At 57.9% G+C, this 25969-nt stretch carries 23 protein-coding genes; 12 read left to right on the forward strand and 11 right to left on the reverse strand.

Annotated features, from left to right (window positions below):
- Positions 1 to 61: 61 nt before the first annotated feature.
- Positions 62 to 5665 (reverse strand): RecQ family ATP-dependent DNA helicase, encoded by a 5604-nt coding sequence (locus tag K5Q35_RS08255; protein WP_220799200.1) that lies wholly within the window; start codon positions 5663 to 5665, stop codon positions 62 to 64.
- 196 nt (positions 5666 to 5861) lie between these two features.
- Here K5Q35_RS08255 and K5Q35_RS08260 point away from each other — a divergent pair, with 196 nt between their 5' ends.
- Positions 5862 to 7190 (forward strand): nucleotide sugar dehydrogenase, encoded by a 1329-nt coding sequence (locus K5Q35_RS08260; protein WP_220799201.1) that lies wholly within the window; start codon positions 5862 to 5864, stop codon positions 7188 to 7190.
- A 22-nt stretch (positions 7191 to 7212) separates the two neighbouring features.
- Here the strand turns inward: K5Q35_RS08260 and K5Q35_RS08265 are convergent, their stop codons facing one another.
- The 5 genes from K5Q35_RS08265 to K5Q35_RS08285 form a co-directional block, all read right to left on the reverse strand.
- Positions 7213 to 8151, reverse strand: a complete 939-nt coding sequence (locus tag K5Q35_RS08265) for an acetamidase/formamidase family protein (protein WP_220799202.1) — start codon at positions 8149 to 8151, stop codon at positions 7213 to 7215.
- A 103-nt stretch (positions 8152 to 8254) separates the two neighbouring features.
- A complete protein-coding gene (locus K5Q35_RS08270) occupies positions 8255 to 9904 on the reverse strand; it encodes an NAD(P)/FAD-dependent oxidoreductase (RefSeq protein ID WP_220799203.1) in 1650 nt (549 codons plus the stop codon).
- On the reverse strand, positions 9901 to 10686 hold the full coding sequence (locus K5Q35_RS08275; RefSeq protein ID WP_220799204.1) for a carbon-nitrogen hydrolase family protein: 786 nt from the start codon (positions 10684 to 10686) through the stop codon (positions 9901 to 9903). The genes K5Q35_RS08270 and K5Q35_RS08275 overlap by 4 nt, the downstream gene beginning before the upstream one ends.
- A gap of 9 nt (positions 10687 to 10695) precedes the next feature.
- Positions 10696 to 12003, reverse strand: coding sequence for a glutamine synthetase family protein (locus tag K5Q35_RS08280; protein WP_220799205.1), 1308 nt, complete (start codon positions 12001 to 12003; stop codon positions 10696 to 10698).
- Positions 12000 to 12857 (reverse strand): MurR/RpiR family transcriptional regulator, encoded by an 858-nt coding sequence (locus tag K5Q35_RS08285; RefSeq protein ID WP_220799206.1) that lies wholly within the window; start codon positions 12855 to 12857, stop codon positions 12000 to 12002. Before K5Q35_RS08285 ends, K5Q35_RS08280 begins: the two co-directional genes overlap by 4 nt.
- Positions 12858 to 12969: 112 nt before the next feature.
- On the opposite strand from K5Q35_RS08285, the gene K5Q35_RS08290 reads away from it, so the two are divergent.
- Genes K5Q35_RS08290 through K5Q35_RS08320 form a run of 7 tightly spaced genes read left to right on the forward strand, consistent with a single transcriptional unit; the run spans position 12970 to position 19023 of the window.
- Complete coding sequence (locus K5Q35_RS08290) at positions 12970 to 13779, forward strand: N-formylglutamate amidohydrolase (RefSeq protein WP_220799207.1); 810 nt, start codon at positions 12970 to 12972, stop codon at positions 13777 to 13779.
- Positions 13776 to 14417, forward strand: a complete 642-nt coding sequence (locus K5Q35_RS08295; protein ID WP_220799208.1) for an isochorismatase family cysteine hydrolase — start codon at positions 13776 to 13778, stop codon at positions 14415 to 14417. Before K5Q35_RS08290 ends, K5Q35_RS08295 begins: the two co-directional genes overlap by 4 nt.
- A gap of 43 nt (positions 14418 to 14460) precedes the next feature.
- Positions 14461 to 15171, forward strand: a complete 711-nt coding sequence (locus K5Q35_RS08300) for an ABC transporter ATP-binding protein (protein ID WP_013963067.1) — start codon at positions 14461 to 14463, stop codon at positions 15169 to 15171.
- A gap of 30 nt (positions 15172 to 15201) precedes the next feature.
- Complete coding sequence (locus K5Q35_RS08305) at positions 15202 to 16353, forward strand: ABC transporter substrate-binding protein (RefSeq protein WP_013963066.1); 1152 nt, start codon at positions 15202 to 15204, stop codon at positions 16351 to 16353.
- 45 nt (positions 16354 to 16398) lie between these two features.
- Positions 16399 to 17103 (forward strand): ABC transporter ATP-binding protein, encoded by a 705-nt coding sequence (locus K5Q35_RS08310; protein WP_013963065.1) that lies wholly within the window; start codon positions 16399 to 16401, stop codon positions 17101 to 17103.
- A 1-nt stretch (position 17104) separates the two neighbouring features.
- A complete protein-coding gene (locus tag K5Q35_RS08315; protein WP_220799209.1) occupies positions 17105 to 18001 on the forward strand; it encodes a branched-chain amino acid ABC transporter permease in 897 nt (298 codons plus the stop codon).
- Entirely contained in the window at positions 17998 to 19023 is a 1026-nt protein-coding gene (locus K5Q35_RS08320) for a branched-chain amino acid ABC transporter permease (protein WP_220799210.1), read from the forward strand. The genes K5Q35_RS08315 and K5Q35_RS08320 overlap by 4 nt, the downstream gene beginning before the upstream one ends.
- A 148-nt stretch (positions 19024 to 19171) precedes the next feature.
- Here the strand turns inward: K5Q35_RS08320 and K5Q35_RS08325 are convergent, their stop codons facing one another.
- The 5 genes from K5Q35_RS08325 to K5Q35_RS08345 form a co-directional block, all read right to left on the reverse strand.
- The gene (locus K5Q35_RS08325) at positions 19172 to 20413 is read right to left on the reverse strand and encodes a CoA transferase (RefSeq protein WP_220799211.1); all 1242 of its coding nucleotides are present in this window, start codon (positions 20411 to 20413) and stop codon (positions 19172 to 19174) included.
- Positions 20410 to 21249: a MaoC family dehydratase N-terminal domain-containing protein gene (locus K5Q35_RS08330; RefSeq protein WP_220799212.1), complete on the reverse strand. Its 840-nt coding sequence runs from the start codon at positions 21247 to 21249 to the stop codon at positions 20410 to 20412. The genes K5Q35_RS08325 and K5Q35_RS08330 overlap by 4 nt, the downstream gene beginning before the upstream one ends.
- Before the next feature lie 368 nt (positions 21250 to 21617).
- Positions 21618 to 22673, reverse strand: a complete 1056-nt coding sequence (locus K5Q35_RS08335; protein ID WP_220799213.1) for a YeeE/YedE family protein — start codon at positions 22671 to 22673, stop codon at positions 21618 to 21620.
- A gap of 33 nt (positions 22674 to 22706) precedes the next feature.
- Positions 22707 to 23042, reverse strand: coding sequence for a helix-turn-helix transcriptional regulator (locus tag K5Q35_RS08340; RefSeq protein ID WP_044025691.1), 336 nt, complete (start codon positions 23040 to 23042; stop codon positions 22707 to 22709).
- 108 nt (positions 23043 to 23150) lie between these two features.
- Positions 23151 to 23519, reverse strand: a complete 369-nt coding sequence (locus tag K5Q35_RS08345; RefSeq protein WP_220799214.1) for a hypothetical protein — start codon at positions 23517 to 23519, stop codon at positions 23151 to 23153.
- A 70-nt stretch (positions 23520 to 23589) separates the two neighbouring features.
- Between K5Q35_RS08345 and K5Q35_RS08350 the strand changes: the two genes are divergently transcribed.
- The 4 genes from K5Q35_RS08350 (at position 23590) to soxY (ending at position 25968) form a co-directional block, all read left to right on the forward strand.
- Positions 23590 to 24330: a cytochrome c biogenesis CcdA family protein gene (locus K5Q35_RS08350; protein ID WP_220799215.1), complete on the forward strand. Its 741-nt coding sequence runs from the start codon at positions 23590 to 23592 to the stop codon at positions 24328 to 24330.
- A gap of 15 nt (positions 24331 to 24345) precedes the next feature.
- Positions 24346 to 24909 (forward strand): thioredoxin family protein, encoded by a 564-nt coding sequence (locus K5Q35_RS08355; protein WP_220799216.1) that lies wholly within the window; start codon positions 24346 to 24348, stop codon positions 24907 to 24909.
- A 119-nt stretch (positions 24910 to 25028) separates the two neighbouring features.
- The gene (gene soxX, locus K5Q35_RS08360) at positions 25029 to 25502 is read left to right on the forward strand and encodes a sulfur oxidation c-type cytochrome SoxX (RefSeq protein WP_013963054.1); all 474 of its coding nucleotides are present in this window, start codon (positions 25029 to 25031) and stop codon (positions 25500 to 25502) included.
- Positions 25503 to 25551: 49 nt separating this feature from the next.
- Positions 25552 to 25968: a thiosulfate oxidation carrier protein SoxY gene (gene soxY, locus K5Q35_RS08365; protein ID WP_013963053.1), complete on the forward strand. Its 417-nt coding sequence runs from the start codon at positions 25552 to 25554 to the stop codon at positions 25966 to 25968.
- Position 25969 lies beyond the last annotated feature (1 nt).

Below are 25969 nucleotides of genomic sequence, written 5' to 3' on the forward strand. Positions count from 1 at the left end.
AGACAAATGATTGGGTCGCATCCCATACCAACCCGGCAGCAGCTCATGCTGCCTGATTGCTTCAGTCTTCAATCAGATCAAAGTCATCGTCGTCGGCCGTCGGTTTTTTTCGCGCCCTCGCTTTTCCGGGCGCTTTCGCAACAGTGCTGTCTTTCAACGCTCGCTCAACGAGCCACTCCATGGGGTGGTCGGGAAACCCATCGCCAAAGTGGCGGATGAGCTTTCTATAACGCAGTCCAAGAGCGGATAGTTTGCACAACTGCTCGCCCGTGGCCATGTTCGTAACGATCAAGCCACCGCCCTTGGGCGACAAAGTGATCAAGTGTTTTTCTAACTCGCCGATAAGCTGCTCCCACGTTGTGGTGCTGGAAACGGCGTCTTTCAGGATTGCTTGAAGGTCATCGAGGCTCGGGCTTTTGGCGGCTTCATGTCCGGTAACTTTGACCTTGCGAACCTTTTCTGCGCGATCTCCTGCGCTTACTGGCCCTGAAGTTTCCACCGGCTGAGTGCCTTGTTCGGTGGTAAGTTCACGAGATGTGATATCTGGTGTTCTTTGTCCTCCCTGGGGCTGAAATATCAACTCCGGCAACACCGTTTCCCATGTATCGCGCCTGATGTGTTGACGGTAACTCTCTTGATTGTCTGTCTTGCGCCAAGTGATAATCGCTCCGACATGACCGGAAACGAAGGCATGATGCTCGGGGGGCTGCCATGCTTTCGCCATGTGACCAAGGAGCCGGTTGTTTTTATCCACGAGCATCCAGTAGGGGGCACGATATTCGAGGGATAGCGGATCACCAACTTTGGCTTGGTTTATGGCGCTGAAGATTGCATGACCATCGTGTTTTCGCCCGGCAAATGACAGGTCAACGACGTCCAGTTTCGGCATCTGGTAGACTTTGGATATTGGCGTACTGCGGGGCAAATCAGGAACCAAGCGTCTGTGCAGCACGGAGTTAAGACCCCGCTTGAGAAGCGCGTGTTCTCCGCTTGTCAGGACTGTCAGGCTTTGCTGTGCACGGGTCATCGCAACGTAAAAAAGGCGGCGCGGCGCTTCGCGATCTTCATTGCGTGATGCGCGATCCCAGCCCCCGTTGAGAATTGAAACATGATCGAATTCGAGGCCCTTTGCGCGGTGGGCGGTCAGCAATAGTAAGCCGCGCTGTTCTCCCAAAGTGTCTTTTGACCAGTCGGCGACCCATTCGATAATGTCCGGAGCAGGCATGGCCTTGGTTCCCAAATCCCGTGCCAGTTCAGCGATGCCCTCCGCCAATAGGTCGACCCATTTATTGCGATCCTGTTCGTTGAGAATACCTAGGATGTCCTGAACGCCAAGAAGCGCGCCGCGCTTGTTTCGCAATCCGGCGATCAGGGTCTGGGTTTCCCTGAGCCGCCAGATATTCGGCAGATCCTCATTGGCCATTTCCACGTTGAGGCCCTTCGTTTCTGCATAGGTTCGCACCGGCCCCAGACGTTTCCAGTCGCGAGAGATAATCGCCGTGCGGGCCCAGTTCCAATTCGGATCAAGATGAGAGAGCCGGATCATTTCGTCCACTGCGGCGATTGCCTGATGCGTGTCACCGCCCGGAACATCCAACAATTGCACCCTGCCTTGGGCCACCGGATCCGCGTCTGCGAGCCTGCCGCCAGGTACACCCAGGCTGCGCGCTTCGTTGATCCGGATCTCGTGGTCGACCTTCATGCGGTCCGGTGCTTTGGATATGACCGCGTTTGCCGCCTCAATGATATTGGCAGTCGAGCGGTAGTTTTCGATCAGGAAGGCCGGTCTGGCTTTGTAATCCTCCTCAAACCTGCGGATGAAGTCGATGGAGGCCCCGTTGAAGGCATAGATGTTCTGGTCATCATCGCCGACCGCAAAAAGGCTCAGCTTTAAATCTGCGTCTTCAAGCGAGCGCCCCGCTACGGCTGAGATCAGCGCATATTCTTCCGGCCCGATGTCCTGATATTCGTCGACCAGAATCCATCGATACCCCTCGATCAGGCTGTCGCGCTGCGCCTCCGCCTCGGATCTGGACAGCCCGTCGCCGTTCAATTGGCCGACGGCTTCTGTGATGATGTTGTCAAAGTCGGTCGTATCTGCGTCGATTCCACTGAAACTTGCGCCGACCAGACGCATGGCAAGGGAATGGCACGTGGAAATTGTAACACCTGCCGCGTCGTCTCCAACCAGCGCGCGCAGTCTGACACGTATCTCGGCTGCAGCGTGCCGGTTATAGGCCAGCACCAGTATGCCGCGCGAGTCCTCACGCTTCATCCGCAGCAGATAGGCGATGCGGTGCACCAGCACCCTTGTCTTGCCAGAGCCCGGTCCCGCCAGCACCAACACGTTCGTGCGGTCCCGGTCATCGGTTACGATATCCTGCTGAACCTTGTTTTTCAGGTCCTCAACAATTGTTTTCCACGATCTGCTCGTCGTCTGCCTTTTTATTTCGCGCCCCATACCGGGCATCCAGCGTTTCATGAACTGCTCTTTGTTCAATAGGAAATAATCCTCTGACAAACGTGTGGCATCCACCATGCTTTTCAGGCCGGTTTCCGCATAGGTCGCCATCACATGGGTTTGCAGCGTCTGCTCGTCATAATGCTCTTCCAGGGGTAGAAAATCGGCCTGCGTGAATTGCCCGCCCTTTGGGTTGAGGAACACGGTCATGGCGGGGCGAAACACGGTGAGGCCCTTGCCAAGGGTCACCACACCCTGTTCGTGTAACCACAAAAGCGATCGCTCCATCAGCTTGGTCATGTCACGGACGCCGCTGGTTTTCAGAAATGCATCCTGCGTGAGTTCGGCCAACAGATTTCCGATTGTCGTTTCGACCTGAAGGTCCTTGCCGCGCGCGCCTTTGTCCAACCGCCCGGTCAGGTGATTGAGGAGGAGACTGGCAGCGGCCCATCGAAGTTCTGCTGTTTGGGTGATGATTTTCCAGGAACGTTCCACCGTAAGCCGAAGCGTATTACGGCTGACCTTGCGCAGCCGGATATTCCCTTTCCCACCGTCCTGTCCTTTTCCATCACGTGAAATGCCGCGCAACAATTTATCCACGACGTTCGGACGCACTGTCGAATGGCCGTTGTCGCGCAGATTCTGGCAGGTCTCAGCCAAGTTCAGGGGGTAGGGTGTTTTATCGTCCGCCTCCGGTGCCATTTCTTGCATCAGGGTAATCAGGTCGCGTTCAAGCGTGCTGGCTTCGGACAATCGTGCGGAGGACGGATTGGAAACGCCCACATGTACGAAGGCCGTCATCGCAACATCGTTGCTGGCTATCCCAAGCGTTTCGAGGTCGGCCATGGCTTTGGGCAAGGCGCCTGAAGACAAGCCGCTGAGACCGCACAGCACGTCGGTCGAGACGCCCTCATCCCGCGGGGCTGCCATGAGATGTTTTATAATCCCCAAAAGCTGATTGCGACGGGCCATGGTGATGTCGGCATCCGCAAGCCGTTTCTTGGCTTCTTCGAAAGTCCGGACCCTCAAGGACGAGGGCAAGATCCGCACGCGGTTCTCTTCACGCGAAACCAGCGTGGCTTCTTCGAGCCATGACACGGCCGTTTTGACGCGGGTGTCATCTGTTGTGCTGTCGCGCTCGAACTCCCGATCCTTTTCGGATCGTACGATCTCGCCTGCTGTGGCGACGATCTTGCCGGTCTTGTTGGTTTTCTCGTCGATGCGCCGGAGCGCTTTGAGAATGGCGCCTATTTCGTGCCGGGCGAGACGTGAGCTTGCGGTCAACCTGAACTGTCGTTCCACATCATCTGCGGCAAACAGCAAAACACAGCTGGCATCGGCCCTGTCACGACCGGCGCGTCCGGCCTCCTGCAGGTAGTTTTCCAAGGATCCGGGAATGTCGGCATGCACCACAAGCCTGATGTCGGGTTTGTCGATCCCCATGCCAAAGGCATTGGTCGCGGCGATGACCCTGAGATCACCAACCCGGAACCTCTCCTGAACGGCCTGTTTGTCATCCGGACTCAGACCGGCATGAAAATGTGCGGCATCCATGCCCTGCGATTTCAGGAAATCAGCAACCCGTTCGGTTTCCTTGCGCGATGCGCAATAGACCACGGCACCGGAGCGGCCTTCCGAGGGGATGCCCTCCTCGATGACGGTCAGGACATCGGATAGTTTGCTGCTCTTCGTCGTTGGCCTGACTTCAAATGTCAGGTTCGTGCGGGAAACGCCGCCGTCCAGCGGCAATAATTCGACCCCGGCGCGAGATTGAAAATGCGCCATGATATCCGCAACCACTTCGGGCTTTGCGGTCGCGGTCAGGCAGATGATGGGCGCTGGCGGTTGATCGCCGGAATGCTCTTTGATGAACCGCCCGAGATAGCGGTAATCAGGCCTGAAGTCGTGCCCCCATTTTGAGACGCAATGCGCTTCGTCAATGGCCCACAGACCGACTTCACGTTGGTTCAGTGCTGATCGGATCGACGTACTTCTCAGTTGCTCGGGCGAAATGATGAGGATGCCCGCATCGCCCATGCGCACCTTGTCGACAGCGTCCTGCCTTTCCGGCATCGACATCATGCCATTCACGGTCACGGAACAAGATATCCCGGCCCTTTCCATGCCCTGCACCTGATCCGCCATCAGCGCGACCAAGGGTGATATCACAACGGTAAGGGCTCCGATCTTGTCAAAGCGCGACAAGGCGGGAACCTGATAACACACCGATTTCCCTGTACCGGTCGGAAGGATGCCCAAAACGCTGGTGCCCGACATCGCTTCGTCAACAATGCGCTTCTGCAGGGGGCGTCCGTCAGGATCGACAGGTTGCGGGCGAAAGCTGTCAAACCCAAACCACTTGTTCAACGCGCGAAGGGGGTCGTTCTGTTCGGCGCACCAATCGCAGCCCGGATCCTTGCAAGAGGTATCCCGCAGGTGCCTCACGATCAGGGACGCTTCCCGGAACTGCGCGCGCACCCAGGGCGGCATCACAGAATCTCCGCCCGCCACGGTAATCCACGACAGGGCATAGGCCATCGGCCACCCAATTTGCGGGCTGGAAAGGCGTCCGATTGTTTGTTCTGTGCGGCTTTGGCACGCGCGTCCGTTCAGCATCCGGCGAATGGCGGTCAGTGCCTCACTTTCGGATGGGCAAGCTGCGTTTCTTAAGTATCGAAACACGGCGTCAAAGCCGCTTGCGCGTTCCATCCTCGTGGTCAGATAGTGATAGGCTGTGAGCGCATCCTTATCGGTGCTATTAAGCGTTAGAAACGCGTCGAGCTGATTTTCCAGAACCTTGAAAACAAGCTGGGCATCCAGTTCCGGATCGTTGACATGACCAACGGCAAGGCGGCCGTCATGATAATGCTTGACCAGACGATGGTAGGGATTGCGTGGAAAGGCGAGCGGGTTTAGCCACAGTGTATCAATGGGACTCTGCATGAGTTTTGACACGCGCGGCTTGACAGCGATCAGGTACTCCATGTCGTGATGGAGGATGTTATGACCGATCGGATGCGCGATGTCAGCGATCGCTTCTTCCAACTGATTGATGTGGTGATCCTGTACGCCTTTTCTGGCGACAAGAGCGGGGCGGTCATCATGCCAGACTGCTGCCATGGCAAAGATCTTGGCAGTTGAAGGATCAACCTCAAGGTCGATGGACAAGCATCGCGCCAGAAATTTGCTGTGTCCGTCGATCATGATGACATCTACGCCCAACCATTTGTTCCGGTTAGAGAATACTGTTCGGCGGCTCAAGACAACCTGAACCGGCGGATTTTGATGGAAATGTCACACCGCGATTGGGCACCTGCCGGTGGCTATTGTGGTTGCTTCATATCATCGCCTGCACTAACGCTGGCTGAGGTTTCTGCTTAACATCCAGACAAGGCTCGATATGTCCAAACGTGTCAATTCCACACCATTGGGAACCATTTTAAGCAAAATAACGCATAAAAAGGCCGTCGTTGGCATCATTGGGATGGGCTATGTGGGTATTCCATTGGCCGTGGCGGTTGGGCATGCCGGATATCCGGTCATCGGTTTTGACGTGCTTGATGACCGCATCAAACAGTTAAACACATGCCAAAGCCCCATCGGACATATCCCCAATTCAGCGTTGGAAGAGATCACGAAGACCGGCTTTGAGGCCACGAGCGATTTCTCTCTTACGCGCGAATGTGACGCGCTTATCATCTGCGTGCCGACGCCGCTGGACAAGAAGCGCGAGCCCGACCTGAGTTTCATCACCTCCACGATGGACACGATTGGGCCGCACCTGCGCGCAGGTCAGATACTGGCGTTGGAAAGCACCACGTGGCCCGGCACCACGGACGAAATTCTAAAGCCCTACGTCGAGCGCGCCGGCCTGACTGTGGGCACTGATTTCTTCCTTGTCTACTCGCCGGAACGCGAAGATCCGGGCAACGTCGATTTCTCTACGCATACAATTCCAAAAGTACTTGGTGGCGATACGCAGGCATGCCGTGACGTCGGTGTCGCCCTCTACAGCGCGTTTATTGCCAAGGTTGTTCCCGTCAGTTCCACGAAAGCGGCAGAGATGACCAAACTGCTGGAGAACATTCAGCGCGCTGTGAACATCGGGCTGATGAATGAGATGAAAGTTGTCGCGGATGCGATGGACCTTGATATCCACGAAGTCATTGATGCCGCTGCGACCAAACCATTCGGGTTTGTCCCGTACTATCCCGGTCCCGGCATTGGCGGGCATTGCATCCCGATTGACCCGTTTTATCTGACGTGGAAAGCGCGGGAATTTGGCCTGCATACGCGGTTTATCGAGCTTGCGGGTGAGATCAATGCATCGATGCCGTCCTATGTTGTGAACAAACTCATCCGTGCCTTATCCGAGCGTGGCAAGGCGCTGAAGGGCGCAAAGGTCATGGTTCTGGGGATCGCGTATAAACGCGATATCGAAGATGTGCGCGAAAGCCCGTCCGTGCTGATCATGGAGTTGTTGCGCGACTGGCGTGTCGACCTTTCCTATTCTGACACGCATGTACCGGTATTCCCCGTGATGCGTGAACATCAATTCGATCTGTCATCGACACTTTTGACACCCGAAACCCTTGCAGAGCAGGATGCCGTTCTGCTGCTGACGGATCACACGGGTTTCGATTATGATATGATCGCCGAACATGCGCCCTTGTTGATTGACACACGGGGCGTTTACCGCCGTCGGGGCCGGAGTTTCCCCACGGCGTAATGGCGCGCAGCAGCTATCGTCCTTAACCCAAGGCAGATTTCGGGAAGTAGAAGCTTACCACCCAATTGGGCATGTCCACGATTTCCGATATCCGCAAATCGCCCGCGACGCTGCAAAGCATGTAAGCCTCAACAGGTGCAATGCCGGAGGTCGCGCAGATCCAATCGATCATCTGTCGGACCGCATCACGCGATGACTGCATAAGGTCAGGACCGATGCCCGTCGTGATCCGGTATCCTTGCTGGTCAATGTGATTGGTGACTGGGCCGCTGGTTTCGAGCCGTGGGAAGGGGGATTGCGAGCCTTTTATCAGATCGACCTTGATCTCAACGTCCATCGGGCTTTCGATGGCGGTGCCGCAAATCTCGCCGTCGCCCTGTGCGGCGTGGGTGTCACCGAGTGACAGCAAACCACCCGCCACTTCGACCGGCAGGTAGAGCGTCGTGCCCAGACAATTGTCGCGGATGTCCAGATTGCCGCCCACGCGGCGCGGCGGCACGACGCTGTGCTGCCCTGTTTCGGCCAGCGCAAGCCCGATCGTCCCGACGAAGGGTTTCAGCGCAACCTGACCGAAGGGCGCGAATACGGCGGGTTTGGCAAGCCCCGTGTCATAGGTCCAGACATGCAGGGCAGGATCGGGAAAGTCATCGGCCAGCAGCCCAAAGCCCGGAATATTCGCCGTCCAGCCCCAGCCCGAGGCATGAAAAGCCTGAAAGGTGATCGCCACGGTATCGCCCGGTTCGGCCCCCTCCACGTAGATCGGGCCTGTCACCGGATTGACCTTGTCAAAATCCAGCGCCTTGAGATCATCCAAGGTCGATTGCGCGTGCAATTGCCCGCCGGAGGCATCTATCGTCTCAACCGCGATGGTCTCACCGGGGGCCACGCTGAGCACGGGGTCGATCGCATTGTCCCAGCCAAGGTGATGGTGGTGCTTGTGGATCGTGTGATTGCAGCTCATTTTTGGCCTCCGCTTCAGTGACGTGCTGATCGTTGTTTGTGCGTTATGGGTTGTGACCAGATTACCGCGTCCATGGCAAAAGGACAGTGTTCCGGAATGCGGGTCATGCGCTCAACCTCACCGGCCCGTGTTTTTCATAGGCCTCGAGTGGCGAAGGGTTGGCAGGCGAGGGGGTGCCGCCGAAATGGGCGATGATCCCGGCCACGGCATTGAGCGAGGTTTGCACAGCCCCCTCGACCCATGCAGGCGTCCAGCTTACGCCATCCCCAGCGAGGAAAATGCCGCGTTCGCTCGCGGGCATATTGCTCTGCACGAAATGCCCGAACATGCGGTGATTATAGCGGTAGTGACCGGGCAAGGCCCCTTTGAAAGCACCAAGGAAATTCTGATCCGCCTCCCAGCTGACAGTGATCGGATCGCCCAGAATATGGCTGCGGATATCCACATCGGGATAGATTTTCGCCAAGGCCGCGAGCGCCAGTTCCACGCGCTGCTCAACCGGCAGGGGCAGCACCTTGAGCGCGTCGGTCATCCACGCATAGCTGAGGCAGATCACCGAGGGTTTGTCCGGCCCGTTGTCAAACAGATAGGTGCCCCGCGTCATTCGGTCCGTCAGGGTCATCGACATAGTATCACGGCCCGTGACGGGGTCCTTGTCCTTCCAGAAGGGGCGATCCACCATCACGAAGGTCTTGGCCGATTGCATGTAGCGGGTCCGGTCCAGCGCCATCCACAGGCCTTGCGAAAACAGGGATTCTTCGGTGTCGATCTGCGTGCTCAGCAGATGCGACTGACAGGTGACGAGCACGGCGTCAAACCCTTCCGCACGCCCCCAGGCATCCGTGACCTCGATCTGACCAGTGTCCAGCCGCCGGATGCGTTTGGCGCCCGAGCGCGTCGCCCCGTCATTGAGCGATCGCAGCGATGTGCCGGCGGGCCAGTGGACAAGGCGGTCGGGTTTATGTTGCCAGAGCTTGCGCGGCACCTGTTCCACCCCGCCAACCATATAGCGTTGGTGATCGTCACATTCGGTGACATTGACGCGCAGGATTTCCAGCATGGAATTGGGAAAATCACTGTCCCAGCCGCCCGTGCCGAAACCGACCTGCCCGAACACCTCACGGTGGTGAAACGAAAGCTTCTTGAATGCCTCGGAGGAGGCCACGAAGTCATAAAAGGTGCGCTCGTCCCATGCGGTGACAATCGGGTTCCAGATTTCCTTGATACGCGGGATGTCGCGGTCACGTATCGCCTGCTTCAGCGCGCTGAAATTGGCCTCTTGCTCCAGTGCTGCCTCATAGGCTTGCGCGACCTCATGGAAGAGCGGTGGCAGGTCCTGCAAAGTCTGTGCGTAATAGGTCTTGCCCAGTAGGTCGATCACCGTTGATCCCGCAGCGGCGGTCAGCGGGTTGGGGAAGGGTTTGCTTTGAATGCCAAGCAGATCGACATAATGGTAAAACCCGGTGCTGGAGACGGGAAACCGCATGCCGCCCAATTCTGCGATGACGCCTTCGGCCCCTTCGAAAGGTTGCGAGCGCAGGCGCCCGCCGAACTGACCGGCTTCAAAAAGGATCGGGCGCAGGCCAAGCTTCATCAACTCATAGCCCGCGATCACCCCCGCAGCACCCGCGCCGATGATGGCGACGCGCGCGCCGTGCGCCGCGGCAGGCAAAGTGGCCAGCCCATCAGGGTGCGCGATCCAGTCGTCATAGGCAAAGGGAAAATCGGGCCCAAAGACGGTTACGGGCTTCATGTGATGTCTCCATAAAGGTCCGGGCGACGATCCTGCAGATGGGTTTGCGATTGCCGCGCACGCGTCAGGTCTGCCCGGTCGAGGGTCGCAAAGAGCATCGCTTCTGTCTTTTCTGCTCTCACATGATCCTGCCCGTCCGGCCCGGATAGACAGGACAGGCCATTATAGGTGAATTGCGCTTCGGCCCCGATGTAGTTGCAATAGGCTACATAAACGCCGTTTTCCTCGGCGCGGGCCGGGACCAGACGTGTGTTGATGGTGTCAAAGGGTTCCATATTGGCGGTAGGTGTCAGGATAACCTCGGCCCCGCGCAGCGCCAGCGATCTTATCAGTTCGGGGAATTCAACGTCATAGCAAATCGCGAGGGCGACCTTCCAGCCCGCTAAGTCAAAGACCTCTGACAGTGCCGCACCCGCGCTGAACTGTGCGCGATCCACATCCCCGAAAAGATGGGTTTTGTGATAGCGGGCGACCTCTGTGCCTGTGTTGTCGATGACCACGCAGGCGTTATGGGGCAGGGGGTGCGCGGGCAGGGTCAGGCCCACGACCAATGCGATGTCCTGCGTTGTGGCAATCGACTTGAGGCTGTCCAGCACCTGTGCGGCATGATCTGCATGTGTGGCGATGCGGTCCGGCCCGATGTTATACCCGCCCACGAACATTTCAGGCGTGATCAACACATCCGCCCCCTGTGCCGCAGCAGATGTCGCAGCCTCGCGCAGCGCCGTCAGCGCCGAGGCGATGCCTGATCTTGGATGGGTCTGCCACAGCGCGAGTTTCATCAGGTATCCTCAGTACGTGTTGGCATAGGCGGCACATTTCGCATCGGTGTCCATGTCCGCCAGATGTGCGATCTCTGCCTGTTTATGCGCGAGGTAAACCTCGGCAAATTGCGCCGGGAACCAGCCTCTCACCGTATCACTGGTGGCAAAGGCATCAAGAGCGGCCTCCAGCGTTTCGGGCAATCGCGTGAAACCGCGCGCGCCCAATTCAGCAGGCGACAGCAGCGACAGGTCTTCTTGCGTCGCGGCAGGCGCGGTCAGGCCGTCCTCGATCCCCTGACAGCCCGCATGGACCACCGCCGCCAGTGCCAGATGGGGGCAGGCGGCCGCATCCGCTGCGCGGTATTCGATGTTGAACTGCCGTGCGACAGAGGCGGGGTCCCGCGTTGTGACGGGACACACCCGCAACGACGCCTCGCGGTCGCGAAAGCCAAGATTGTTATAGGCAGCTGACCAGCGGTGCGGCGTCAGACGTTCATATGACACCACAGACGGGGCCGTGAGTGCGAGGATATTGCCCATGTATTTCAAAACACCAGCGGCGAAAGCGTCCGTCAGTTTGGACATGCCGCACGGGCCGTGTTCGTCGTGGGTCAGTGGCGCGCCCTCATCATCGCGGAAACTCATGTGTATGTGCAAACCGTTCCCTACCGAGGTGACGTCAAGGATTGGGGCAAAGGTTGCGGCCTCTCCCAGATGGGTGGCCGCAGAGCGGGTCAATTCACGCAGGATGACCGCGTGATCGGCGGATTTGATGCCGATTTCCGGGGCGATGACGACCTCAAACTGGTTGGGACCATATTCTTTCATGACACTGTCCGGCGACAGCCCCGCATGTTTCAGCGCACCCATCAGGGTTTCGAGCAACGCGCGCTGGCGCTCAAAGGCGTTGCGCCCGAAGCCTTCGTTGGGCATTCCAGCGCCCTTCAATTGAAACTCATGTTCAAAGGCGGAAAACAGGTGTGCGCCCGACAGGCGGTGCAGCCTGTTGAGGGCGTCGCGCAAGATGTGCCGGGTGCAGAAATCCCAAGGTGCGCCGTCCAGTGTAACGATATCGCCAAGCATGAAATGCTCCGCCGCGCGCTCACCAAAGGCGACCTTCACGTCGCAAGCGGGATCAGGCACCAGCAGCAGATCCCCCAAAGAGCCGAAAGGGCTGTCGGCGATACTGTCAAAACATGTAATCTGCACGTTCGTCGGCACCCAGCCCACACCACGCTTGAGCCGTTTTTCAAGCTGATCAGCGGGAAAGGCCTTGCCGCGTACCTTGCCCGCGATGTCGCAGGTGGCGGCAAAAATCAAGGGCATCGGGGTCATTCAATACTGTCCTTTGTGGTGACGCGCAGCTTGTCCCAGCTTTCGATCCGGTCCTTTGTATGCGCCCAATTGTCTTCGGCAATGCGGGTGACGATCGCCTCTGTGACGGCGAGAGCGGAGGAATAGGTGTCCCACAGGGTGCCGGATTCGATTGGCACGGGTAAAACGTCGGAGGCATGCCGCGCTACGGGCGAAATCCACTTGTCGGTCATGACCACAACACGGGCGCCCCGCTCGTTGCGCGCCAACCCGGCAAGGGATGCCAGCGCCTTTTGATAGCGGCGAAAGTCTACCACGAAAAAGATATCCCCCGCTTTCATCCGCAGCAGGTATTCCGGCCATGTTTCCGGGTCAGAGGGCAGATGATAAACACCCCGCCGCGCCTGACGCAGGTGAAAGGACAGATGGGCCGCAATTGTGTCGCTGATCCGCCCGCCAATCACATAAATACTGTGTTTGGGGTTGGCCAGCAGCGCGCAGACCCGGTTGAACTGCTCTTCGGTAATCGCGTCACCGGCGATGGCCATTTGCGCGCTGGCCTTTGTCAGAAAATCAGACAGGTAGTCGCCTTCAATATGGCGATCCCCGGCGTGCACCTCTACCGGGCTGCGGTCGCCGTCCTTCAGTTCGGCAATCAGCGCACGGTGGAATTCCTGATACCCGGTTAGGCCGATCTTGGTCATGAAACGCGAAATCGACGGGGCGGACACCTCTGAGCGTTTGGCAAGATCCTGAATGGAGGATAGTCCCGCATAAGGGTAATCCGACAGGATCGCCGCTGCGAGTTTGCGCTCACCTTTGGTGAAGGTATCGGACGCCTGTTCTATTTTATATCTGATCTGCACATAAGACATGCGATTGCTCCGGTTAGGCGTAGCGTGAGTGAAAAAATAATTTCAGTCAATGCATATCTCTTGACTTTGGAAGTTTTCATTCGTCTACTTTCCAAAGCTTGTGGGGAACGCCTTGACTCAACCAAACGCCATCGACGTGTCTGCAGCGCGAAACGCCGAGCCGGGGACAGGCCCGTTGCTGAGTGCGGACGATCCTGCGCCAATTGAATCCTGCCATGCAGATTCTGCTGTACCGCTGCTGCTGTTGTGTGAACATGCCGGTCAGGCTGTGCCGCAAGCCTTGGGTGGTTTGGGGCTGCCTGACGGGGCAATAGACGGGCACATTGGCTGGGACATCGGTGCGGAAAAGCTGGCCCGTGCGCTCGCGGACCGGCTGCGTTGCCCGCTGATCCTGCAGCGCTACAGCCGCCTTGTCATAGATTGCAATCGGCCGCCCGGGTCCGAGGGGTCCATTCCGGCGCTCAGCGATGATGTGCCTGTGCCGGGAAACATGGGACTGACGGCCCATGACCGTTATCTGCGGCAGCGAGAGATATTTGATCCGATGAACGGCGCGATCACCGCCGCTTTTGAGGCGCACCCCCGGCATACGGTGTTTTCCATCCATTCCTATACGCGCCACTTTCAGGGCGAAGACAGGCAGTGGGATGCGGGGTTTCTGACCCGGCAGGATATCAAGACCGCGCAGCGTCTGATGTCGTCGATCTCCAACGCCGCGCCCGAACTGACACTGGCCCTGAACCAACCCTATCAGATTGATGACGCCAGCGATTGGTTCATCCCCCAGCATGCCGAGGCACGCGGGGTGCAACACGCGCTGATCGAGGTGCGCAACGATCACCTGCGCGATGCCGACGGGGTGGCGCGCTGGGCCGATCTGTTGGTCCCTGCGATCCGGTCTATTCTGGAGGATACCCCATGACGCTGACCCGAAATGTGCCCTTGGTACCAGAACAATCCGCGCTGTTGTTCATAGACGTGCAGAACTTTGCGGCTCACCGCGAAGGCGGCGAATTCAAGGATCTGGATGCGGCGGAGTTCACGGCGAAATACCGGTGGTTTTTTGATGAGCTGGACGCGCGCGTGATCCCCAACATGCAAGCGATCCAGACCGCCAGTCGCGCCGCCGGGATCGAGGTGATGTATACCACGATCGAAAGCCTGACGCTGGATGGGCGCGATCGGTCGCTGGATTACAAGATCACCGGGTTCAACGTGCCCAAAGGGTCATGGGACGGCAAGGTGATCGACCAGATCGCGCCGCAAAGCGATGAAATCGTGCTGCCGAAATCCTCTTCCTCGGTCTTTGTGTCGACCCATATCGACTATGTGCTGCGCAATCTGGGCGTCAAGCAATTGGTGCTGTCCGGCCTGATCACGGATCAATGCGTGGAAAGTGCGATCCGTGACGCCTGCGATCTGGGCTATCTGGTCACACAGGTTGTGGATGCATGCCTGACCTACACGCCGGAGCGGCACGAAAATTCGCTCAGCACCATCAAAGGCTATTGTCGTCAGGTGACCACGGCGGATTTGCTGGCAGAACTGGGCGTGCTGTGATGCGCACATTCACTCAGGAGCGACAAACCCGCAGGAGGGTCGTATGCTCGAGTTGAACGGCATCGATAAATCCTTTGGTGGCGTGCATGCGGTGCGCAATGTCTCTCTGACACTCGCCGCCGGAGAGGTGCGGGGACTGATCGGGCCGAATGGCGCGGGCAAATCCACGCTCGTTAATCTGATCTCCGGTCTGCTGGTGCCAACGGCGGGTACGATCACGCTTGAGGGTCAGCCTATTACCCGTCAAAGCGCCCATGAGCGTGCGCGCAAGGGCATTGCACGCACGTTTCAGAACCTGCGCGTTTTTCCAAGCCTGAGTGTCGAGCAGAACATTGATGTGGCGCGCTATGCGGGTCGGGGTGCGCCCTTGCCCGAGGCGGCGATTGATGAATTCGGACTGCGGCGCAAGCTGACACAGCGGGCCAATGCCCTGTCCTACGGCGATCAACGACGGCTGGAAATCGTACGGGGGCTCGCGTTGCGGCCCAAGGTTCTGATGCTGGATGAACCTGCGGCGGGCATGAACGAAGAAGAGACCGAAGCCCTCGGGCGGGCGCTCACATGGGTGCAGCGTGAGGCGGAATGTGCGCTGTTCGTAATCGACCACGACCTGAAGTTCATCATGAACCTGTGCGAACGGATTACCGTGCTCGACATGGGCGCGATCATTGCCGAGGGCACCCCCGAAGAGGTCACCAAGAACCCAAAGGTTGTCACCGCCTACCTCGGAGAAGACGCAGGCACTGACGCCTGATTCCAAGAAACCAACATCAAGGAGAACGTAATGAAAAAGTCCATAATCGCCGCGCTGGCATGCACCGCATTGGTGACACCCGCCTTTGCCCAAGACACCATCAAGATTGGCCTCGGCGTGCCGATGACCGGTGACTATGCGCCCTATTCCGAATGGCAGGGGGCCCGCTGCATGGCTGAAATGATCAACGCAGATGGTGGCGTTGACGGAAAGATGATCGAGATTCTGGTGCAGGATTCCGGTGCTGACACGCAGACCGCGATCTCTCTGGCGCAGAAGTTTCTGGACGAAGGGGCGGTCATGCTGGGTACGATCCCGTTTTCCGACACGATGATCCCTGTGGCCCAGATCGCGCAGGGCTATGGCGTGTCGATCTTTCAGCCACAATCGACACAGGTCGAGATGCATGCAGGCATCGTCGATAATTTCTTTACCGGTGTCTCGCCTGATCCTTTCACCGCGACGGCGGCTGCCAACTATGCGCTGGAAAATGGCGTAAAGAACGTTGTCCTGCTGGCATCTGACGAAGGGGGCAGCTGGTCTGCCAAAACGCCGCTTTGGTTCGGCGAGGTCATCGAAGCAGGCGGCGGCAAGGTCCTGAGCACGCTGAATTTCAGCTTTGGCACATCTGACTGGTCCCCACAGATTGCGGAAATGCGCGCGCTGGGGGAAGAGGTGGATGCGGTCTATATCTCTTCGATCATGCCGGATGTCGGCGTGTTGGTGCGCCAGTTGCGCAGTGCCGGCATAGACGCTTGGGTCGTGGGCTCAGATGGGTTTGATGACCCGTCCCTTGACGCCATCGGAACCGATGATCCGTCGATCCTTGACAAGGTGTTCTTTGCCACACTCGCGCCAAGCCATGCGGACAGCGCCGTGGTGCAATTCATGTCTGATTGCAAAGAGATGGGCATCGATGTGCCGGGTCTTTTCCCGGCGACGGGCGCGGACACGGTCAAGGCGCTGGCATGGGCGGTTGAGCAATCGGGCAGCGTGGATCCTGAGACCATCGCGCAAACGATCCGCGACGCGGACAGTATTCCGGTGCTGACCGTGGACAGCATTTCGTTCAAGGAGACCAAGACATACGCGCAGCGCACCATTCCCGTTATCGGGTTTGAAGGCGGTAAAAGGGTGCTGATTTCGAACGAAATCCCTGAAAACGTACCAACCGACTGGTAAGATGGAGCGGGCGCACGGTGCCATTGCCGTGCGCCCCATGATCTCATGTTAGACATTCAAAACCTCTGCGTTTCGCATGGTCCCATCGAAGCGGTCCACGGCATTTCCCTGCAGGTTGGTGCGGGGAAGTGTGTGGTACTGCTTGGGCCCAATGGCGCGGGGAAGACTTCGACAATCTCGGCCATATGCGGCGTGGCTCAGGCCAGTGGGCGCATCATGCTGGAGGGTGCGGACCTCAGCGGTGTCAGCGTTGAAGACCGCATCCAGCGTGGCATCGCGGTATCGCCCGAAGGCCGCCGGATTTTCAGTAACCTGAGCGTGGAGGCGAACCTGCGCCTTGGTGGCGGTATCCGGACGGACAGGGCGGAGGTGCAGCGGGATATCGAGCGCTGGTTTGACACCTTTCCCATCTTGGGCGAACGCCGCAATCAACCGGGTGGCACGCTGTCGGGGGGCGAGCAACAGATGCTCGCCATCGCGCGGGCCCTGATGTCCAAGCCCAAGATCCTGCTGCTGGATGAACCCAGCCTTGGGCTCGCGCCCCGCATTGTCGCACAGGTGTTTGAACTCATCGCGCAACTGCGGGCCGACGGTATGACCATCCTGCTGGTCGAACAAAACGCGCGACAAGCGCTGAAGATTTCCGATTATGCCTATCTGTTGAACAATGGCCGCATTCAGGCCGAAGGCACCGCCGAGGTGCTGGGTGGAAGCAAAGACATGATGGCGAAACTGACGGGGCTGGTCTGAGATGGAATATGCAGCACAACAGATCATCAACGCGCTGTCTTTCGGGGCTGAATACGCGCTTTTGGCACTGGGTCTGGCGATTGTCTTTTCCGTTATGGGTCTGGTGAATTTCGCCCACGGAGAGGTCATTGCCGTGGGCGGCTACACGATGGTGGCCTTTGCAGCGCTGGTGACGGCCAATCCGCTGATCATTATCGTGGGGGCTGTGGGCGCTGCAGCGCTGACCTCGGTCGCGCTGGAACGGGTTGCGTTCCGGCCGGTCAGATACGCGGACCCCACCACGGGGCTCTTGACGGCCTTTGGCGTGTCGATCGTTCTGCAAAACCTGTTTTTGCTGTTTATCTCTCCCCGACCTATTGCAGTCACGTCGCTCTATTTTCTGGATGTGCCCGTGACCCTCTTTGGGGTGCAGATTTCCTCGCTGCAGATTTTTGAATCCATCACAACGGTCGTGGTCATCGTCGGCCTTGTCCTGTTCCTGCAACGCACCACGCTTGGTCTGGCCATGCGGGCGGCTTCGCTTGATTTCGAGATGGTGCGGCTGACCGGTATCCGCGCGAACCGCGTTTTTGCGCTGGCGTTCCTGATTTCGGGGTTGCTGGCGGGGCTGGCTTGTATCTTCATCATGGCGCGGCGCGGGTCTGTTGATCCGCATTTCGGTTTCAACCCGGTGCTGAAGGCTTTTGTGGCCTGCGTCGTTGGCGGCTTTGGCAGCTTGCCGGGTGCGGTGCTTGGCGGGTTTTTGTTGGGGGCCATCGAGGTCGGCATGCTGGTGTTGCTGCCGCAGGAATATGGGGGCCTCAAGGATGCCTTTGTCTTCGGGATCATCGCGCTGGTTCTTGTGTGGCGCCCCGATGGTATCCTCAGCCCGGCCAAGGAAAAAGGGGACAAGCTATGACCTTGACCCGAGGCCAGAAACGCGGGGTACTCGGAGCATGTATGCTGGCCGCCATCCTTATTGTGATCGGGGTGCTGGCCACGTTCTTTGCCTCCAAATACCAGCTGCGGCTGATTTATAGCGCCTATGTGAACCTGATTGTCGTCCTTGGCCTGCAGGTTTTTATGGGCAATTCGCGGCTCACAAACCTGAGCCACAGTGCGTTTATGGGCATCGGGGCCTATGCGGCAGCCATCTGCGTTACCCCCGTGGCGATGAAACAGATATCGCTGCCCGATGCCCCGTGGGGCCTGAATACTTTTGCGCTGGATCCGGTGACATCCGCGATTGTCGCGCTGCTGATCACCGGGGCCATTGCGTTTCTGGTGGGTATCTTCATCGTGCGGATGACCGGCACCGGGGCCACCATCGCGACGCTTGCCGTGCTGGTGATCGTGCATTCAATATTCCTGTACCGAACGGATATTTTCAAAGGCAATCAGGCGTTCTTTGGCATACCGCAGGTCTTTTCGCTTACGTCGATCGTGGTCCTTGCGGTGGTGGTCGTCTTTATCGTGCGCGGGTTTCGAGAAAGCCCATGGGGCGCGATGCTACGCGCCTCGGCAGATGACGAGACGGGATCAGCCGCGATGGGCGTCAATGTGGTGCGCCTGCGCCTGATCGCTTGGGTACTGTCGGGTCTGATCCTTGCGGGGGCCGGGATCGCCTATGCCTATTTCCTTGGTACGATCTCGGCGCGCCCTTTCTATTTCAATCATGTTTTTCTGACGCTCGCGATGCTGATCTTTGGGGGTATGCGGACGGTGACGGGCGCGGTTTTGGGCACATTCGCGATCTCATTCGGGTTGGAGGTCGTCCGCTGGCTGGAAACCGGCCCGGTGATCGTGGGGATCGATTTTCCCGAAGTGCTTGGCCTGTCCGGTGTGATGCTCGGCCTTGTGATCGTTCTGACTATGGCGCTGCGGCCGGTTGGCGTCATGGGCGACCGGGAAATCGAAGAGCTGGTTCTGAGGGACAAATGATACCTGATCCCGGTGTTGTTTGCGCATGCGTCAGTTCAGATGGACCATGATTGTGATCCGACGACGACGTGGCGTCCTTGGGTTTGCCGTGCCATGCGCGGTGTTTTTGGGGTGACCCCATACCCTGAGCGACTGGCTCTGTGCTCGCTCAAGCGGCGGAGTGAACCACTTTATACGCGGGGCATTGAACAATGCCTGTATCGAACAGGGAGGCAATTTCAACGTCCGGCAACCCGACCACATCCGCTAAAATTTCTTCGGTGTGCAAGCCCAGAGAGGGTGCGGGCGCGGGATCCGTCCGTGGGTGTGCAGAAAAAGCCACTGGAGAACCCGGCACCAGAAAACGACCCAGACCAGGGTTGTCGATTTCCGAAAACATCGGGTTGTCCGTCGACAGATCACTGTCATCCGCCAAGGCCGCTTCAAAGTCGCGAAACAGAGACCACGTGACGCCCTGTTCATCAAACATGATGCCGATATCATCGGACGTACGGGCTGAAAACCATGGTTTCAGAATGTCGGTAATCGCGGAACGGTGCGTGTAACGGACACCTTCATCATCCAGATCTACTCCCACACGCGCCGCAAATTTATCCATCTGTGGCTTTGTCTGCGTGACGTGCATGAGGCCATGCCATTGTCGCCGCGTCAAACCGATCACCATGATGCGCTGCCCATCAGCGCAGATGAAATCCTGACCGTAAGCACCATAGAGCGCATTGCCTGATTTTTGGCGTTTGGGTCCCCCCATCGCTGTATCGCCAATGATGCCGAGGTTGCCGAGCATCGCTGCTGCAACGTCTTTCAGTGAGAACTCCGCGTCCTGCCCTTTGCCGGTGCGCAGCCTGTGCCGCTCTGCTGCCAGCAACGTCGACACCATCAACTGTCCAGCGATGCAATCCCACGCGGGCAACGCATGGGCGACCGGCTCGGTTGTTCCTTCGGGACCCGTTATTGCCGGAAACCCGAGGGCGGGGTTCACGGTATAATCCACCGCTGGCCGCCCGTGACGGTCCCCCTTGAGCGAAACCATGATCAGATCTTCGCGGTGTTTGGACAGCGTTTCGTGATCCATCCAGCCACGCACCTTGAGGTTGGTCAGGAACATCCCCGCATCTTCACCGGGTGCCGTGATGATCTGCGTGACAAGTTCACGCCCCCGGTCTGATCGCATGTCCACCGCGATGGAGCGTTTGCCTTTGTTCATGCCCGCCCAAAAATGGCTGTTGCCGTTTGGCGCAACGGGCCAGCGTTTGGCATCCAAACCGCCCCCGATCCTGTCGAACCGGATGACATCCGCCCCCATCTGGGCCAGCGTCATACCTGCGAGAGGTACTGCGACAAATGCCGAGCCTTCAACGATACGCATGCCTTGCAAAATATTGCTCATGAAGTGTCCTCCCAAGTGATTTCCGCCTGCATGCCCTGATGGCCGTCCACAAGTCCGGTGCAGAGCGTCATGCCATCTGCCGTTTCAGTGCCGAACAAATGAATGTCGTCAAAATGGAACATCGGATGGACACTGCGAAAGCTGAATTTTCGCGGTGCGCGCTTTGCAAACTTTGTCGCCGCCTGCATCAACAGCATGGCCTGCAAGGGCCCGTGCACCACCAGACCGGGGTATTTTTCGACGTTTTGTGCATATGGCAAATCATAGTGAATGCGATGCGCGTTAAAGGTCAGGGCGGAAAATCGAAACAACAACGCTTCGTTCACCTCCACCGCTTTAATGAGGGCCGGGGTCGTCGGGGTCGGTTTTGTTCGGGGGGGCGAGAATTCAGCGGGAATATCAAGGTACACGATGTCTTGGGTTTCGCGGATGGCAAGCGTGTCCCCCTCTCGCAACTCATGTGTCACCGTCACGAAAACCATCGGCCCGGCAGCCCCGTCCTTCTGTGCAACCGCGGCAATCGTCGAGTGGCGCGAAATCTCTGCCCCGACATGGAGCGGGGCAGAGAACTCCAAGGCGCCTCCTGCCCACATCCGGCGCGGCAGTTGAATGGGGGGAAGGAAACCACCCAAGCTGGGATGCCCGTCTTTTGCCAAACCTGCCATCGGGGTATCCGGGGTGAACGCGCACCAATGGGCAAGATAGGGAATGGGCGCGCCAGTTTTGGCCGCTGTGCCACCCACTGTCGCTGATAGCTTTCTGGCAGCTTCCGAACTGAATGCGCCATGGCATTGCTCAGTGCGTCCAATCCAATTCCCAAACTCTGTATCGAGCATGCGCAACAATCTTTCAAAATGGAGTAATAGCCAGTAATTATATGTTGAAAGCTGCAAAAATCAAATGATTTTAAGGGGTTGCTGGAATACAACGGTATACAACGCCGCGACCCGCGCCGAGGGCAACGTTGTAAGTCCGTGCATGCAAACAAGTTTTGGAAAGATGCTGCAACCGCAGCCTTCGCGCGCAGAATTTGATATTCGGAGCACTCAAAGGCATCAATCACATGGGGAAAGCCCATCAATTTCCCCGCAGCTGTCTGGTCCGACCGAGGCTGTCGATTAACGTTGCGAAGAACTGCGAGCGTGCTCGAAAAACCGCAGGCCGTGATCCTCAAAAAGCTTGAATCCCAGCATATGCAAGTCCGCTATATGGACGGGCTGAACCCGAGGATGAGCTGGCGCAGGCCAATGGCGGCGCCGATCATGATGCAGGCAAAGGTAAGCGGCGCGCCGTAGGAAAGCACGGAAAACGCCGAAAGGCCCTGACCGACACTGCAACCGACGGCTATGATGGCGCCCGCCCCCATGAGCGCACCGCCGAGGATCTGACGGCGCAATTCTCTGGCATCGTCGCAGGCTTCCCATCTGAACTGGCCCTTGATCAGACTGCCGATCAACGCGCCAAGGACGACGCCGATCACCGACCCTGTGCCAAAGCTGATCGAATTGCCGGAGGATGTCATTGCATAGATCAATGTTTCACCGATGGGGGCGGAAAACGTATGGCTGATGACCCGCGTTGCGTCGTACCCATTGTTCGCAACCCACTGCGTTCCGGCCCATGCGGAGACAATGGTGAGGCCAACGACAACGCCCCAGATGATATGGCTTGCTGAGGCGCGCAACTCGCGGCTCAGCAGTGTGAGCCCCAGCATCGCGCATCCTATCGCCATCCCGACGCCATTGACGGGAAGGGCCGTCGCCCCGGCAATGATATGGGCGAATGACGGGACAGCGGTGGCGGGCTCTGTCGCCCCGAAAAGCCAGATGCGCAGGCCCGAAAACGGCCCACCGAGGGTCATGTATGCCGAGATGCCCATGACCAGCACAATGAGCAGCGAGCGCAAATCACCGCCCCCGACCCGCGCCAAAGCGCCGTAGCCGCAGTTTCCCGCCAATGCCATGCCATATCCAAACAGCAAGCCGCCAACGATACTCGCCACAGGGTTCCATGCGATAGAGAGATAAAGCGTCTGTTGCAGATCCAGCAGCCCCATCGCCGACAGGCCAAAGGTGCCGAGGACGGCCACGCCGATGGCGATGCCCCACATGCGTAGCCTCAGCGCGTTTTCGCCGTAGTGGAGGTCTTCGATTGCGCCCAACGTGCAAAACCGGCCTATGCGCGCGGCAAGTCCCAGAAAAATACCACCCACAAGCCCGATGAGAGCGACGAGGGTGGATTCTGACATCAGATCAAGCATGGTACCTATGGGGCAGGCGTTCGGACGGGCGTCTCACTTGTCCTGACAGAACAGCTCATAAACCACTTCCATGATTTGTTTGGGGCGGTCATCCGCCAGGCTGTAGTAGATTGTCTTGCCGTCACGCCGCGGGGTCACGAGGCCCTCAAGCCGCAAACGGGACAATTGCTGCGAAACGGCGGCCTGCCGCGCGGACAGCAGCGTTTCAAGCTCGGTCACCGATTTCTCACCAGACGCAAGGTGGCACAGGATCATCAAACGACCCTCATGGCTGATCGCCTTGAGAAAGTTGGATGCTTCAACGGCATTGGCTGCCATCTTGTCCAAATCTTCCGCACACATGTTCACGTCAAAAACTGGAAGGCCCATGTTCTGCCCGATGCTAGGTTTTGTATCGGCTTCAACAGCCAAGGTTTGCTTGTTCATAAGGGGGCCTGACCTTTCGTACAACGGCCCATTGCGCCGCAGCCCGGTATTTTATTCAAGTATGGCAATATTTGCGTCAACGAGCATTTGCCGCAGGAGGCCCCAGAAGAAATCTTCCCCCGGATACCCTTCGATGCGCGACACTTCTGAGCCGTCCACAATCAGCACGAACGTCGGCGTGTAATGAAGCGAGCGCGCAAAGCTGAGCCCCTCGGGTCGCGGCGCATGGATGTCCATACGCTGCAAAGGGGCGGTCTTTCCTTCGTCGGTTTTCGGATAGATGTCCGCAATTTCCTTGTTCCAGCGGGCGCACCAGATGCAGCCTTTTTCCTCGATCATCACCAACCGTGTCTGCGCCAGAACAGAATATGTACCGGCCAAAACCAGCAGGCTGGAAAAAACGAGGGCGCGCAGGAACATGTCAAATTGACCTTTGATCTACAAATAACGTAATATGAATATGTGAATAACACAAGGCTCGACCGTTGCTATGATGGATATCACCTTTCTGGGCGCTGCCCTTGCCGGTCTGCTGTCGTTTCTGTCACCCTGTATCCTGCCTATGGTGCCTTTCTATCTCAGCTATCTGGCCGGTGTGGGCATGAACCAGATTTCGGCGGACGCACAGATTGACAGTCGCACACGCAGGCGCGCCGTGCTTGCCGCCTGTTGCTTTGCCGCAGGTGTGATCACGATTTTTATGGGCCTAGGCGCGGCAGCGACACTGTTTGGGCAGGTCGTGCGCGAATATTTCGACATCCTGCGCTGGATCGCGGCGGCGATCATTATCGCGATGGGCCTGCATTTTCTGGGCGTGATCCGGATCGGCGTTCTGTACCGACAACTGCGTGCGGATACGGGCGGGGCGTCCAGTGTCAGCTATGCAGGTGCTTATGTGATCGGCCTTGCCTTTGCCTTTGGCTGGACGCCTTGTGTCGGGCCGGTCCTTGCGGCCATCCTGTTCACGGCAGCCGGTGCTGATACGGCATCGACGGGAGCTTGGCTGCTGTTCGTCTATGGTGTGGGCATGACTGCACCCTTTGTGCTGGCGGCCTTGTTTATCGGGCCCTTCATGCGCTGGATGCACCGGTTTCGCCGTCACCTTGGGCGGATTGAAAAGGCGATGGGGGTGATGCTGATCGTCTTTGGCCTGCTGATCGCGACAAACTCAATGAATTACATTGCACTGCTGATGCTGGAGGTATTTCCAAACTTTGGCGTGCTTGGATAAACGGGAGGAAACCTCATGAGAAAACTGTTCACCGCATGTGTTGCACTGGTCATGATGGCCACGGGGGTTGTGGCTGCAAATCTGGGGGATGACGGGCTGCACAAGGCGCCGTGGATGCGCGAGACGTTCAAGGACCTTTCAGAGGACCTTGCCGAAGCGAATGCCGAGGGCAAGCGCCTGATGGTCATCATCGAACAGCGTGGCTGCATTTATTGCAAAAAGATGCATGAAGAGGTCTTTCCGATTGATGAAATCGCCGGGTACATCGAGGAAAACTTCTTTGTCGTGCAGATCAACATGTTCGGTGACGTTGAGGTGACAGACTTTGATGGCGAGGCCTTGCCAGAAAAGGAAATGGTCAAAAAATGGGGTGCATTATTCACGCCCATGATTCTGTTTTTCCCGACACAGGTCGAGGACGGGGTTTCTGCGGGTAAGGCCGCCGTTGCAACAATGCCCGGTGCCTTTGGGCGCTATACGACCTTTAATATGCTGAACTGGGTCGTCGAGGAAGGCTATGACGGAGACGAAGGTTTCCAACGATATCATGCGCGCAAATTCGCAGAGCAGTCGAAATAAAGCGCAAAAACAAGCGGTTCTGACCTATCACATAATAAAATTCAATTAGTTGAATTTGTTGTTGCGTCAACGTGATCCTGTGCGCTACGGTATACAAAATGCAGCGTTTGGGAGGACGTATGAGGATTTCCGTAATTTTGGCTTCCGTCGTGGGGCTCACTGGTTCAGGTGCGCTGGCCGAGGAGGTTGCACCCACAGCTGTCAGTTTCAACGAAGGTGCGGTGGAGCAGTCATTGACCGGTGTACCCGGCGATCCTGCCAATGGCCGTCTGATTGTCGGCGACAAGGGGCAGGGCAATTGCGTGGCCTGCCATCAGGTCAGCGATCTGGCGGATGTACCGTGGCACGGTGAAATCGGGCCCATGCTGGATGGCACTGCAGATCGCTGGTCCGAAGCGGAGTTGCGCGGCATTGTCGTGAACGCCAAGATTCTGTTCGAGGACAGCATGATGCCATCGTTTTACAAGACTGAAGGGTTCATACGCCCGGGCAATGCCTACACGGGCAAGGCTGCGGATGAAACGTTTGGGCCGCTTTTGAGCGCCCAGCAGGTTGAAGATGTTGTCGCCTACCTCGCGACGCTCACAGAATAATCCAAACCCTTTCGGATGTTTTCCGAAAGAGAATGAAGGAGATCAAGTTATGGAACTGACACGACGTAATGCAATCTTGATGGGGACGGGGGCGCTCTTGATTGCCGGTGTTCCACTGCGCGTATCCTCCGCGGCCGAAGACGCAATCGCTGCGTTCACGGGCGGTGCCGAAGTGGGCGCGGGCGATATCAATCTGATCGCCCCTGAAATTGCCGAGAACGGGAATACGGTGCCAATCGAAGTCGCCTCGGAAACGGCTGCGGAAATCCTCGTGCTGGCTACGGGCAATCCGACGCCCGGCGTGGCCATCTTCAAGTTTGGACCGCTTTCGGCCTCGCGCGCTGCGTCCACCCGTATCCGTCTCGCTGGTACGCAGGATGTCGTGGCAATCGCCAAGCTTGAAGACGGGTCGTTCGTGCAAGCCTCCAGCACGGTCAAGGTAACAATCGGCGGCTGCGGCGGCTAAA

The sequence above is a fragment of the Roseobacter sp. OBYS 0001 genome, assembly GCF_019654895.1.
GTDB lineage: Bacteria > Pseudomonadota > Alphaproteobacteria > Rhodobacterales > Rhodobacteraceae > Roseobacter > Roseobacter litoralis.

Bases quoted from the DNA above. Each gene is read 5' to 3' on its own strand.
- K5Q35_RS08255 (WP_220799200.1), bottom strand. From the start codon at position 5,665: ATGATCGACGGACACAGCAAATTTCTGGCGCGATGCTTGTCCATCGAC.
- K5Q35_RS08260 (WP_220799201.1), top strand. From the start codon at position 5,862: ATGTCCAAACGTGTCAATTCCACACCATTGGGAACCATTTTAAGCAAA.
- K5Q35_RS08265 (WP_220799202.1), bottom strand. From the start codon at position 8,151: ATGAGCTGCAATCACACGATCCACAAGCACCACCATCACCTTGGCTGG.
- K5Q35_RS08270 (WP_220799203.1), bottom strand. From the start codon at position 9,904: ATGAAGCCCGTAACCGTCTTTGGGCCCGATTTTCCCTTTGCCTATGAC.
- K5Q35_RS08275 (WP_220799204.1), bottom strand. From the start codon at position 10,686: ATGAAACTCGCGCTGTGGCAGACCCATCCAAGATCAGGCATCGCCTCG.
- K5Q35_RS08280 (WP_220799205.1), bottom strand. From the start codon at position 12,003: ATGACCCCGATGCCCTTGATTTTTGCCGCCACCTGCGACATCGCGGGC.
- K5Q35_RS08285 (WP_220799206.1), bottom strand. From the start codon at position 12,857: ATGTCTTATGTGCAGATCAGATATAAAATAGAACAGGCGTCCGATACC.
- K5Q35_RS08295 (WP_220799208.1), top strand. From the start codon at position 13,776: ATGACGCTGACCCGAAATGTGCCCTTGGTACCAGAACAATCCGCGCTG.
- K5Q35_RS08300 (WP_013963067.1), top strand. From the start codon at position 14,461: ATGCTCGAGTTGAACGGCATCGATAAATCCTTTGGTGGCGTGCATGCG.
- K5Q35_RS08305 (WP_013963066.1), top strand. From the start codon at position 15,202: ATGAAAAAGTCCATAATCGCCGCGCTGGCATGCACCGCATTGGTGACA.
- K5Q35_RS08310 (WP_013963065.1), top strand. From the start codon at position 16,399: ATGTTAGACATTCAAAACCTCTGCGTTTCGCATGGTCCCATCGAAGCG.
- K5Q35_RS08315 (WP_220799209.1), top strand. From the start codon at position 17,105: ATGGAATATGCAGCACAACAGATCATCAACGCGCTGTCTTTCGGGGCT.
- K5Q35_RS08320 (WP_220799210.1), top strand. From the start codon at position 17,998: ATGACCTTGACCCGAGGCCAGAAACGCGGGGTACTCGGAGCATGTATG.
- K5Q35_RS08325 (WP_220799211.1), bottom strand. From the start codon at position 20,413: ATGAGCAATATTTTGCAAGGCATGCGTATCGTTGAAGGCTCGGCATTT.
- K5Q35_RS08330 (WP_220799212.1), bottom strand. From the start codon at position 21,249: ATGCTCGATACAGAGTTTGGGAATTGGATTGGACGCACTGAGCAATGC.
- K5Q35_RS08335 (WP_220799213.1), bottom strand. From the start codon at position 22,673: ATGCTTGATCTGATGTCAGAATCCACCCTCGTCGCTCTCATCGGGCTT.
- K5Q35_RS08340 (WP_044025691.1), bottom strand. From the start codon at position 23,042: ATGGGCCTTCCAGTTTTTGACGTGAACATGTGTGCGGAAGATTTGGAC.
- K5Q35_RS08345 (WP_220799214.1), bottom strand. From the start codon at position 23,519: ATGTTCCTGCGCGCCCTCGTTTTTTCCAGCCTGCTGGTTTTGGCCGGT.
- K5Q35_RS08350 (WP_220799215.1), top strand. From the start codon at position 23,590: ATGATGGATATCACCTTTCTGGGCGCTGCCCTTGCCGGTCTGCTGTCG.
- K5Q35_RS08355 (WP_220799216.1), top strand. From the start codon at position 24,346: ATGAGAAAACTGTTCACCGCATGTGTTGCACTGGTCATGATGGCCACG.
- soxX (WP_013963054.1), top strand. From the start codon at position 25,029: ATGAGGATTTCCGTAATTTTGGCTTCCGTCGTGGGGCTCACTGGTTCA.
- soxY (WP_013963053.1), top strand. From the start codon at position 25,552: ATGGAACTGACACGACGTAATGCAATCTTGATGGGGACGGGGGCGCTC.